This window comes from Pseudomonas sp. GZD-209, assembly GCF_049310485.1.
In the GTDB taxonomy this organism is placed as follows: domain Bacteria; phylum Pseudomonadota; class Gammaproteobacteria; order Pseudomonadales; family Pseudomonadaceae; genus Aquipseudomonas; species Aquipseudomonas sichuanensis.
Genome location: NZ_JBMOWQ010000224.1, coordinates 1 through 11,663, shown reverse-complemented (window position 1 = coordinate 11,663; position 11,663 = coordinate 1). Strand labels below are relative to the sequence as shown.

The 11,663-nt window shown below is 66.5% G+C and carries 9 protein-coding genes; 3 read left to right on the top strand and 6 right to left on the bottom strand.

Features of this window, described 5'->3' with window-relative positions; genetic code table 11:
- Positions 1–120: 120 nt before the first annotated feature.
- Positions 121–1,962, bottom strand: coding sequence for a dihydroxy-acid dehydratase (gene ilvD / locus ACO6VM_RS22740; protein ID WP_401055702.1), 1,842 nt, complete (start codon positions 1,960–1,962; stop codon positions 121–123).
- 319 nt (positions 1,963–2,281) lie between these two features.
- Between ilvD and ACO6VM_RS22735 the strand changes: the two genes are divergently transcribed.
- On the top strand, positions 2,282–3,958 hold the full coding sequence (locus ACO6VM_RS22735; RefSeq protein ID WP_401055701.1) for a DUF4153 domain-containing protein: 1,677 nt from the start codon (positions 2,282–2,284) through the stop codon (positions 3,956–3,958).
- Between the two features lie 78 nt (positions 3,959–4,036).
- Here the strand turns inward: ACO6VM_RS22735 and ACO6VM_RS22730 are convergent, their stop codons facing one another.
- On the bottom strand, positions 4,037–5,233 hold the full coding sequence (locus ACO6VM_RS22730) for a class I SAM-dependent rRNA methyltransferase (RefSeq protein ID WP_110992134.1): 1,197 nt from the start codon (positions 5,231–5,233) through the stop codon (positions 4,037–4,039).
- 364 nt (positions 5,234–5,597) lie between these two features.
- Between ACO6VM_RS22730 and ACO6VM_RS22725 the strand changes: the two genes are divergently transcribed.
- Positions 5,598–6,416: an HDOD domain-containing protein gene (locus tag ACO6VM_RS22725; protein ID WP_401056118.1), complete on the top strand. Its 819-nt coding sequence runs from the start codon at positions 5,598–5,600 to the stop codon at positions 6,414–6,416.
- Positions 6,417–6,419: 3 nt separating this feature from the next.
- A complete protein-coding gene (gene mutM, locus ACO6VM_RS22720; protein ID WP_153785508.1) occupies positions 6,420–7,232 on the top strand; it encodes a bifunctional DNA-formamidopyrimidine glycosylase/DNA-(apurinic or apyrimidinic site) lyase in 813 nt (270 codons plus the stop codon).
- A gap of 88 nt (positions 7,233–7,320) precedes the next feature.
- Here mutM and ggt read toward each other — a convergent pair whose 3' ends face one another.
- The 4 genes from ggt to ACO6VM_RS22700 form a co-directional block, all read right to left on the bottom strand.
- Complete coding sequence (gene ggt / locus ACO6VM_RS22715; protein WP_422403848.1) at positions 7,321–9,003, bottom strand: gamma-glutamyltransferase; 1,683 nt, start codon at positions 9,001–9,003, stop codon at positions 7,321–7,323.
- Positions 9,003–9,254, bottom strand: a complete 252-nt coding sequence (locus tag ACO6VM_RS22710) for a YfhL family 4Fe-4S dicluster ferredoxin (protein ID WP_011531711.1) — start codon at positions 9,252–9,254, stop codon at positions 9,003–9,005. The genes ggt and ACO6VM_RS22710 overlap by 1 nt, the downstream gene beginning before the upstream one ends.
- Positions 9,255–9,373: 119 nt before the next feature.
- Complete coding sequence (coaD, locus tag ACO6VM_RS22705; protein ID WP_153785509.1) at positions 9,374–9,853, bottom strand: pantetheine-phosphate adenylyltransferase; 480 nt, start codon at positions 9,851–9,853, stop codon at positions 9,374–9,376.
- Between the two features lie 111 nt (positions 9,854–9,964).
- Positions 9,965–11,563, bottom strand: a complete 1,599-nt coding sequence (locus ACO6VM_RS22700) for a GMC family oxidoreductase N-terminal domain-containing protein (protein WP_422403847.1) — start codon at positions 11,561–11,563, stop codon at positions 9,965–9,967.
- Positions 11,564–11,663 lie beyond the last annotated feature (100 nt).

Below are 11,663 nucleotides of genomic sequence, written 5' to 3'. Positions count from 1 at the left end.
AAGCCCGCTCCCACGAAGTAAGTGTGGTTTAGCGTGGGAGCGGGCTTGCCCCGCGATAGGGGACGAGCGGATAAAAAAACCGGCGCACCAGGCGCCGGTTTTTTTCATGCCATCAAAGCCTCACAGCCCTTCAAGCATCGCCTTGTTACGCACCGCACCCTTGTCGGCACTGGTGGCCAGCAGGGCATAGGCCTTCAGCGCGGTGGTCACCTTGCGTGGGCGCACTTCGACCGGCTTCCAGCCTTTCTGGTCCTGCTCGACGCGACGCGCGGCCAGCTCTTCGTCGCTGACCAGCAGGTTGATCGAACGGTTGGGGATGTCGATCAGCACCTTGTCGCCGTCGCGCACCAGGCCGATGGCACCGCCTGCGGCGGCTTCCGGCGAGGCGTGGCCGATCGACAGGCCGGAAGTGCCGCCAGAGAAGCGGCCGTCGGTGAGCAGGGCGCAGGCTTTGCCCAGGCCTTTGGATTTCAGGTACGAGGTCGGGTACAGCATCTCCTGCATACCCGGGCCGCCTTTCGGGCCTTCGTAGCGGATGATGACGATGTCACCGGCCTGCACTTCGTCGGCAAGGATGCCGCGCACGGCGCTGTCCTGGCTTTCGAAGATCTTCGCGTTGCCTTCGAACACATGGATCGACTCATCCACGCCGGCGGTCTTCACCACGCAGCCGTCCAGGGCGATGTTGCCGTACAGCACGGCCAGGCCGCCTTCCTGCGAGTAGGCGTGCTCGAAGCTGCGGATGCAGCCGTTTTCGCGGTCGTCGTCGAGGGTTTCCCAGCGGGTCGACTGGCTGAACGCGGTCTGCGTCGGGATGCCGGCCGGGCCTGCCTTGAAGAAGGTGTGCACGGCTTCGTCATCGGTCTGGGTGATGTCCCACTTGGCGATGGCTTCTTCCATGCTGGCGCTGTGCACGGTCGGCAGGTCGGTGTGCAGCAGGCCGCCACGGGCCAGCGAGCCGAGGATGCTGAAGATGCCGCCGGCGCGGTGCACGTCTTCCATGTGGTACTTCTGGATGTTCGGCGCCACCTTGCACAGCTGCGGCACCTTGCGCGACAGGCGATCGATGTCGCGCAGGTCGAAGTCCACCTCGCCTTCCTGGGCCGCGGCCAGCAGGTGCAGGATGGTGTTGGTCGAACCGCCCATGGCGATGTCGAGCATCATGGCGTTCTCGAACGCCTTGAAGTTGGCGATGCTGCGCGGCAGGACCGAGGTGTCGTTGTCGCCGTAGTAGCGTTTGCACAGTTCGACGATGGTGCGGCCAGCGGTGAGGAACAGCTGCTCGCGGTCCGAGTGGGTGGCCAGGGTCGAGCCGTTGCCCGGCAGGGCCAGGCCCAAGGCTTCGGTCAGGCAGTTCATCGAGTTGGCGGTGAACATGCCGGAGCACGAACCGCAGGTCGGGCAGGCGCTGCGCTCGTACTCGGCGACTTTCTCGTCGGAGGCGCTGGAGTCGGCGGCGATGACCATGGCGTCGACCAGGTCCAGGCCGTGGCTGGCCAGTTTGGTCTTGCCGGCTTCCATCGGGCCGCCGGAGACGAAGATCACCGGGATGTTCAGGCGCAGGGCGGCCATCAGCATGCCGGGGGTGATCTTGTCGCAGTTGGAGATGCAGACGATGGCGTCGGCGCAGTGGGCGTTGACCATGTACTCGACGGCGTCGGCGATGATCTCGCGGCTGGGCAGCGAATAGAGCATGCCGTCGTGGCCCATGGCGATGCCGTCATCGACTGCGATGGTGTTGAACTCTTTGGCCACGCCACCGGCGCGTTCGATCTCGCGGGCGACCAGCTGGCCCAGGTCCTTCAGGTGCACGTGCCCCGGGACGAACTGGGTGAACGAGTTGGCGATGGCGATGATCGGTTTCTTGAAATCGTCGTCCTTCATCCCGGTGGCGCGCCACAGGGCGCGGGCGCCGGCCATGTTGCGGCCGTGGGTGGAGGTCTTGGAACGGTAATCAGGCATGGAGCGCTCCTGGCGGCTAAATCACATCACGTAAATAGGGAGTGAGCTTCTCTTGTCCTGATACGCCGAAGGCCGGTTGCCGCTGGCAAGGATGGGGGCCGAAGACCGCGCGGGATCGCCGCAGGCTCGACCAGAGCTCATAAACCCGCCGGGGATGACTGGCGATGAATAGGCCCGATTCTACACCGCCGCGCCTGCGAGGGAATGCCGTTGTGATAATTGGCAGTCGGCCCAGCCCGCACGGTAAAGCCCTTGGCATCGGTTGCGCAGGGTTCGGTAAACTGGCGCGCTTTGTACCCACTGGCCAAAAGGATTTGCCATGCCGGCGCCTACTCGCTCGTTGTTGTATTACGTTGTCATCGGCCTGCTCCAGGGCCTGGTATTGCTTGCCACCGTGCTGGGGCGCGGTGAAGTGCTCGGCTTCGGTCTGTCGGTCGCGGTCTGTGCCGCGGTGGCGGTGGCGGGCCTCAACCTGCAGTTGCTCGGCAGCGCTGTGCGCCAGCGCGGCACGGGCTGGCTGGTGCTGGGCCTGAGCCTGCTGATCGGCGGGATCAGCGCCTGGGTGTTCGCCGCCGAGCCCAGCGGCTGGCTGCAGATGACCTGGTGCCTGGCGGCGGTGGTGCTGGGCTATATCGGCACCGCGTTCATTCTTGCCTGGCCGACCGGCGAAGGGCTGCGGCCGCGTTACGAAGACCTGTTCCGGCATGCCTGGAACAATGTGTTCATCCTGTTCCTGGCGCAGATGCTGACTGGCCTGTTCTGGCAGCTGCTGTGGCTGTGCGCGCTGCTGTTCAGCATGCTGGGCATCCCGCAGGTGAAGGATGCGGTGGAGTCGCCGGTGTTCCTCTGGCTGGTGCTGCCGGTGGTGTTCTCCCTGGGGATGCGCATGGGCCGGGAGAACGAGAAGGTCATCGGCCTGCTGCGCGGCATCCTGCTGACCCTGTGCCGTTTCCTGCTGCCGCTCGGTGCGCTGATTACCGTGCTGTTCACCCTGACGCTGCCGTTCACCGGGCTGCAGCCGGTGTGGGACACAGGCTATTCGACGACCCTGTTGCTGATGCTGGCGATCATCAATCTGTTCCTGGTCAATGGTGTGTTCCAGGAGGGGCAGCAGGGCAGGGTCTATCCCGTTGCGCTCAAGCGCCTGGTAAACGCCAGCCTGCTGTGCCTGCCGGTGCTGGTGGGCCTGGCGGCCTACGCCAGCTGGATGCGCATCGATCAGTACGGGCTGACACCGTCGCGCATCCTGGCGCTGTTGCTGGTGGGGGTGATGCTGGCCCACGGCCTGGCGGCGGCCTGGGCGGTGCTGGCGTCGCGCCAGGGCTGGCTGAACAGCCTGCGGGTGAGCAACCCGTGGATCGCCCTGCTCAGCGCGGCGCTGGTGGTGCTGTTCTATACGCCGTTGCTCGCGCCACAGGTGCTGAGTGCGAAAAACCAGGTCGAGCGCCTGGTCAGTGGGCGTACGCCGGTCGGCGAGTTCGATGCGCGAAACCTGTACCACGACCTGGGCCAGCCGGGGCGAGACGCCTTCGAGCAGCTTGAAAAACGGCTGCAAACGGATGAGTTGCTCGATGCGCGAGGGCGCGCGCAACTGCTGGCGGCGCTGGAGGAAGTGCGACGCCCGGCAGTGGCCGAGGAGCGCGGGCCAAAGCTGGAGTGGCTGGGGCCGGTGCAATCCAGCAGCGAAGCCTTGGCTGACTCGACCCTGGCCGAAAGCCAGTGCGGCGGCAAGGGGTGCTACCTGTGGGCGGTCGACCTGGATGGTGACGGGCACAACGAAGTGCTGATGATTCCGCGGCACACATACGCATCGCGCCTGTTCGTGTTCACCTGGGACAACCGGGAATGGCGGGAAGTGGGGAGTTTGAGCGGCAGCATGGAGAACCTGGATGGGGTGGCCAAGGGCATTCGCGAAGGGGCGGTGAAGCTGGTCACGCCGCGCTACAAGACCTTGAGCATCGACGGGCAGGAGCTGATGCAGGACTTCAGGCGCTAACAGAGGATGCTCAGCAGCCCCTCGCCGGCCTGACAGCATGGGGCCGCAATGCAGCCCCATGCTGTCAGACCACAGTGCTTAGCTGTTCGGCAGCAAGCGGCAGGTAATGCTCTTGATGTAACGGGTCTCGCTGATCGCCGGGTGCACCGGGTGGTCCGGGCCCTGGCCGCCGCGCTCGAGCAGTTGCAGGTTGCGGTCCAGGTGGCGGGCGCTGGTCAGCAGGATGTTGTTCAGGTCGTCCTCGGGCAGGTGCATCGAGCACGAGGCGCTGACCAGGATGCCGTCCTTGTTGAGCATACGCATGGCCTGTTCGTTGAGGCGGCGGTAGGCGGCCTCGCCGTTTTTCAGGTCTTTCTTGCGTTTGATGAAGGCGGGCGGGTCGGCAACGATCACGTCGAAGCGCTCTTCAGCGGCTTTGAGTTCGCGCAGGGCTTCGAACACATCGCCTTCGATGCAGGTCACTTTCTCGCTGATGCCGTTCAGTGCGGCATTGCGCTCGACGCCGTCGAGGGCGAAGCCAGAGGCGTCCACGCAGAACACTTCGCTGGCGCCGAATGCGCCGGCCTGCACGCCCCAGCCACCGATGTAGCTGAACAGGTCGAGTACGCGCTTGCCTTTGACGTAGGGCGCCAGGCGCGCGCGGTTCATGCGGTGGTCGTAGAACCAGCCGGTCTTCTGCCCTTCACGCACCGGGGCTTCGAACTTGACGCCGTTCTCTTCCAGGGCGACCCAGTCCGGCACTTCGCCGTAGACGGTGTCGACATAGCGCTCGAGGCCTTCGGCGTCACGGGCGGCGGAGTCGTTCTTGAACAGGATGCCGCTGGGCTTGAGCACCTGGATCAGGGCGGCGATCACTTCGTCCTTGTGCGCTTCCATGGTGGCCGAGGCCAGTTGCACCACGAGGATGTCGAAGAAACGGTCGACCACCAGGCCCGGCAGCAGGTCGGAGTCGCCGTAGACCAGGCGGTAGCACGGCTTGTCGAACAACCGCTCGCGCAGCGACAGGGCCACGTTCAGGCGGTGCACCAGCAGCGACTTGTCCAGTGGCAGCTTGGCGTCGCGCGACAGCAGGCGGGCGCAGATCAGGTTGTTCGGGCTCATGGCCACCACGCCCAGCGGCTTGCCGTTGGCGGCTTCGAGGATGGCCTGCTGGCCGGCCTTCAGGCCCTGCAGCGGGGTGGCGGCAACGTCGACTTCATTGCTGTAGACCCACAGGTGGCCGGCGCGCAGGCGGCGGTCGGCATTGGCTTTGAGACGAAGGCTGGGCAGGGACATGACGTCGCTCCGGGAAAAAAGAGCGGGAGTATAGCGTGTTGGTCTTCGATGCGGTGCAGGGGCGCGACCAAGTGTGGGGTGGATAAGATCAAGCGTGGGAGCGGCGGTTCGGCGCCCCGACTTGCCCCGCGATGGCGTCAGTATGGCCAGCGATGTTCGCCGGGCAGGACCTATCGCGGGGCAAGCCCGCTCCCACGCAGAACACTCATGCCCACGGGGCTAGAGAAAAACCTGGAACGAACGATCCACTCAATGGGTGCCCTGGCGGACTACAGGGTTTAGAATTCGCCGTCCCCAAGGAGCGCGAACCATGTCCCAGGAACTTACCGCCGAACAGATCCAGCAAGCCTTGCAAGGCATCACCATTCCGCCGCAGCCGCAGATCATGGTCGACCTGCAGTTCGAGCAGTACATGCCCGACCCGGACCTGGAGACCATTGCCAAGCTGATTTCCCAGGACCCTGGCCTTGCCGGCGCCCTGCTCAAGCTGGTCAATTCGGCGCAGTTCGGCCTGTCGAACAAGATCGGCTCGATCCAGCGCGCGGTGAACCTGCTGGGCAGCCGCTCGATCATCAACCTGATCAACGCCCAGTCGATCAAGGGCGAGATGAGCGACGAGACCATCGTCACCCTCAACCCGTTCTGGGACACCGCCCAGGACGTGGCCATGACCTGCCTCACCCTGGCCAAGCGCACCGGCATCCAGGCGGCGGACGAGGCCTACACCCTGGGCCTGTTCCACGACTGCGGCGTGCCGTTGATGCACAAGCGCTTCCCCGACTACATGGAAGTGCTGGAAGAGTCCTACGCCAAGACCAATGACGAAGTCCGCGTGGTGGACACCGAGAACCGCGTGTTCAACACCAACCACTCGGTGGTCGGCTACTTCACCGCCAAGTCGTGGCGCCTGCCGGAGCACATCAGCGCCGCCATCGCCAACCACCACAACGCCCTGGCGGTGTTCCGCGACGAGTCCTCGCGCAACGCCCAGACCCAGCTGAAGAACCTGTTGGCGGTGCTGAAGATGTCCGAGCACATCTGCGCCTCGTACCGTGTGCTGGGCAATCAGAGTGTCGATCACGAGTGGAACATGGTTGGCCCGCTGGTGCTGGAATACATCGGGCTGTCGGAGTACGACTTCGAACAGCTCAAGCAGGACATCCGCGAACTGGGCGGGCGCTGAGCCATGCCGGAATTGCCAGAGGTCGAAACCACCCGGCGCGGTATTGCGCCGCACCTGGTGGGCCAGCGGGTCAGCCGTGTGGTGGTGCGTGACCGGCGCCTGCGCTGGCCGATCCCGGAAGACCTCGACGTGCGCCTGTCGGGGCAACGGATCGTCAGCGTCGAGCGCCGCGCCAAGTACCTGTTGATCAACGCCGAGGTGGGCACGCTGATCAGCCACCTGGGCATGTCGGGCAACCTGCGCCTGGTCGAGCTGGGCCTGCCGGCAGCCAAGCATGAGCATGTGGACATCGAGCTGGAGTCGGGGCTGATGCTGCGCTACACCGACCCACGGCGCTTCGGCGCCATGCTCTGGAGCCTCGACCCGCTCAACCACGAACTGCTGCTGCGCCTGGGGCCGGAGCCCTTGACCGACCTGTTCGATGGCGAGCGGCTGTTCCAGCTGTCCCGTGGCCGCTCGATGGCGGTCAAGCCGTTCATCATGGACAACGCGGTGGTGGTCGGGGTGGGCAACATCTATGCGACCGAAGCTTTGTTCGCCGCCGGTATCGACCCGCGCCGCGAGGCGGGCGGGATTTCCCGGGCGCGCTATCTGCGGCTGGCGATCGAGATCAAGCGGGTGCTGGCGGCGGCGATCGAGCAGGGGGGGACGACCTTGCGCGACTTTATCGGTGGTGACGGGCAGCCGGGGTATTTCCAGCAGGAGTTGTTCGTTTACGGGCGCGGTGGGCAGCCGTGCAAGGTGTGTGGCACTGAATTGCGCACGGTGACGCTGGGACAGCGGGCGAGCGTGTTCTGCCCGAAATGCCAGCGTTGATGCTTCTGGCCCTATCGCGGGGCAAGCCCGCTCCCACGAGTCCGGGGTGGATCCCGTGGGAGCGGGCTTGCCCCGCGATAGGGCCGGATCAGTCGACGACCGCCGCCTGCCCCACACCCCGCGGATCACTGGCCGCCTCGACCGTCCCGCCAGCCTTGTCCCAATACAGCACCTGCTGGTTGCCGTAGTTACGCCCCACATCCTTCAACCGATACCCGCGCGCCTGCAGCTCGGCTTTTTGTGCGTCGCTGAACGTCCCCGGTTCATACTCCACCACATCCGGCAGGTACTGGTGGTGGTAGCGCGGCGTCGCCGGCCACTCGGCCACGGGGCGGCCTTCCAGGAACCCCAGCACCGACAGCAGCACCATGCTCGGGATCCGGCTGCCGCCGGGCGTGCCGAAGCTGGCGAACTGGCTTGGGCTTTCGATGAAGGTCGGGCTCATGCTCGACAGTGGCCGCTTGCCCGCCGCCACGGCATTGGCCTGGCTGCCGGCCAGGCCGTAGCTGTTGCTGCCGCTGGGGTCGGCGGCAAAATCGTCCATCTCGTTGTTCAGCACCACGCCCGTGCCGGGCACGCTGAACGCCGCGCCGAATGGCAGGTTGACCGACAGTGTGGCGGACACCGCGTTGCCGTCGGCGTCGATCACCGCGAAGTGGGTGGTGTGGTCGCCTTCACGCCAGGCCGGTGACGGCGGCAGGGCGCTGCTGGGGGTGGCCTGGTGCACGTCGATGCTGTCGGCCAAGCCGGTGAGGTAGTGGCGCGCCAGCAGGCGGTTGATGGGGTTGGCGACGTAGTCCGGGTCACCCAGCAGGCCACGGTCGCGATACGCCCGGCGCAGCACCTCGATCACGTAATGGCTGCGCTGCACCGGCTCGGCGCTCTGCCAGGGCAGGCGCTGGAGCATCGCCAGGCTCTGGGCCAGGGCCACGCCGCCGGCCGACGGCGGCGGGCTGCTGATCAGTTCGCGCTGTTCGGCCAGCCGATAGCGCAGCGGCTCGCGCCAGGCGGTGTGGTAACCGGCCAGGTCCTCAAGGCTCCAGAGGCCGCCGGCCTGACGTACGCCATCGACCAAGCGCTGGGCGGTGGGGCCACGGTAGAAACCGTCGCGGCCATGCTCGGCGAGGGTTTGCAGGGTGGCGGCCAGCTCCGGCTGGCGGATTACCGTGCCCAGGGCCGGTACGTCATTGGCGCTGAGGAACAGCCGGGCGCTTTCGGGGTCATCACGCAGCGCCGCCAGGCGCATGGTGGCACGGTCGCGGTAGATGCGGTCGACGGCAAAGCCCTGGTTGGCCAGGCGGATTGCCGGGGCCAGGCTGTCCTTGAGCGGCAGTTTGCCGTGGCTGGCGGCGAGGTCGGCCAGGGCCTGGGGCAGGCCGGGAATGGCCGCCGCCAGCGGGCCGTTGATCGACAGGCCGGGCTGGACCTTGCCGTTCTTGAGGTACATGTCTGCGCGGGCGGCGGCAGGTGCACGCTCACGGGCGTCGAGGAAGGCGTAGCGTGGGGTGGCCGCTTGTTCGCGCAGCAGGAAGAAACCACCGCCGCCAAGGCCCGAGCCGTAGGGCTCGACCACGGCCAGTGCGGCGCCGATGGCCACGGCGGCATCGAAGGCATTACCGCCTTGTTCGAGCACCTGCCGGGCGGCGGCGGTGGCTTCGCTGTGCGGGCTGGCGATGGCGGCGCGGCCCGGGCCGTTGGCCTGAGCTGCCGTGGCCAGCAGCGCCAGGGCGGCGCCAAGCGCGGCGCGGCGTATCGCGGCGACGAACGGCATCAGGCCTTGCCGGTGATCCGGCGGTATTTGGCCATCAGCTCGTCTTCGGTTTCCGGGTGGGCTTCATCCAGCGGGATGCAGTCGACCGGGCAGACTTGCTGGCATTGCGGCTCGTCGTAGTGGCCAACGCACTGGGTGCACAGGTTCGGGTCGATCACGTAGATCTCTTCGCCTTGCGAGATGGCAGCGTTCGGGCACTCGGGTTCGCAGACGTCGCAGTTGATGCAATCGTCGGTGATGATCAGGGACATGGGGACTCCGGCCGGGGCGTCGGGCCCGGGCATGTTTCAATGCGATAGGCGCAATTGTGCCGGATTCGCGCCCGCAGTGCACGCGGGCGCGTCAGCGGGACGCGCCCCGGGCACACAGGTTACTTGCGAAAGCGCTCGGTCAGCGCGTCGGCCACCGCCGGGTGGACGAACTTGGTGATATCTCCGCCCAACGCGGCGATTTCCCGGACCAGCGTCGAGGAAATGAACGAATAACGCTCGGAAGGCGTGAGGAACAGGCTCTCGACGTCCGGCGCCAGCTGGCGGTTCATGTTGGCCAGCTGGAACTCGTATTCGAAATCCGAGACCGCACGCAGGCCACGCAGGAACACATTGGCGTTCTGCTCCTTGGCGAAATGCGCCAGCAGCGAGGAGAAGCCGATGACTTCGACATTGGGCAGGTGCTTGGTGACCTCGCGGGCCAGCGCCACCCGTTGCTCCAGCGGGAACAGTGGGTTTTTCTTCGGGCTGGCGGCCACGGCGATGATCACGTGATCGAACAGCCGCGAGGCGCGCTCGACCAGGTCGCCATGGCCTTTGGTAATGGGGTCGAAAGTACCCGGGTACAACACTCGGTTCATCGCGTCATCCTGGCTGGAGTGCGTTGGGGAGTCGGATGGTAGCGCAGGGATTGCGCCCGGCCAAGTCGCGCGGCCGGCTGATGGCACTATAGACAGGGCGTGCAGAGGCTGTCATGCCCCCTGTGCCAGGCGCCCGACCAGTGCTTCGCTGAGCCGCGCAGCCAGGGCGTACACCGACAGCTGCGGGTTGGCGCCGATGCTGGTGGGGAACAGCGAGCCGTCGTGGATCGACAGGTTTTCCAGCTGATGATGCCGGCCCAGGCTGTCGCATACCGCCTGGCGCGGATCCTCACCCAGGGCGCAGCCGCCCATGACGTGGGCGCTGCCCAGGCGCATGCGGAACAGTTCCAGGGGCAGGCCGTCGATCATCGCGGCCGCTTGCGCGGGGTTGTCGACGTAGCGGGCATCGCCATGCACGGGCATCACCTGGCGGGCCCCGGCGGCGAACTGGATCTGCGCCATGCTGTGCCAGGCCCGGCGCAGCCCATCGCGCAGGTAGTCGGTGACGGGGTAGTCGAGTACCGGCGAGCCATCGCTGCGCAGTTCCACCTGGCCGCCCGGGCTGCCTGGGTGGAAACCGTCGCGCAGCAGCGCCAGCATCACATGGGTGTGCGGCAGCTCGGCCATGCGCAGGGCGTTTTCCTGGCCGTGGCCCCCGAGCAGGGTGCTGGCCAGGGCCGGGTGCAGCGGCGGCACCTCGAGCTTGTAGCCGACCGGCCCGTCGACGCCGCCCTGCCATTGGAACTGGTCGCTGTAGATCGACTGCGGCGCGCCGTAGTACGGGTCGATCCTGTCGGCGAACTGCGCGGCGCTGAAGTTGACCAGGTGCAGGAAGGTGCGCTTGCCCAGGCGCTGGTGCGGGTCGGGGGCCTCGGAGCGCAGCAGCAGGGCCGGGCTGTTGATGCCTCCACCGGCCAGCACGTAATGGCGGGCGCGCACCTGGATCTGCCGGCCGGTCGGGTGCACGCCGCGGGCATCCAGGGCCTGGCACAGCAGGTGGTCGATCCGTTGGCCGTCATGGCTGAAGCGCTCGGCGCGGGCCAGGTAGAGCAGCGTGCCGCCCTTTTCCAGCAGGGCCGGGATACTGGTGACCAGCATCGACTGCTTGGCATTGACCGGGCAGCCCATGCCGCAGTAACCCAGGTTCCAGCAGCCGCGCACGTTGCGCGGGATCACCGCCCAGCGGTGGCCGAGCGCCTCGCAGCCACGGCGCAGCACGTCGTTGTTGGCGTTGGGTGGCAGCGCCCAGGGGGTGATGCCCAGGCGCTGTTCCATGCGTTCGAACCAGGGCGTCAGGGTGGCGCTGTCCAGGCCTTTGACGGCGTGCTCCCGGGCCCAGTGTTCCAGGGTTTGCGGCGGGGTGCGAAAGCTCGAGGTCCAGTTGACCAGGGTGGTGCCGCCTACCGCGCGGCCCTGAAGGATGGTGATGGCGCCCTCTTTGCTCAGCCGGCCCAGGCCTTCCTGGTAGAGCTCGGCGTAGGCTTCGTGCTCCAGCAGGTGGAAGTCGCTGCTGGTCTTCAGCGGGCCTTCCTCGATCAGCAGCACGTTCAGGCCGGCGGCACTCAGCGCCTCGGCCGTGGTGGCGCCGCCTGCGCCGCTGCCGATCACGGCGACGTCGGCTTCGAAGGTCAGGTCCTGCTCCAGGCGCGAGGCATCGTGGGTGATCCAGCCTCGTTCGAGGCCTTGGCGAAACGGGTCGGGGACGGGCATGGCGCGGCCTTTGTTGTTGTGTTGGGGGTTGGGGGGGGGGGGGGGGGGGCCTACAAAACAACGCAGAAATAAAAACCCCGTCGTTCCCAAAGAATACAAA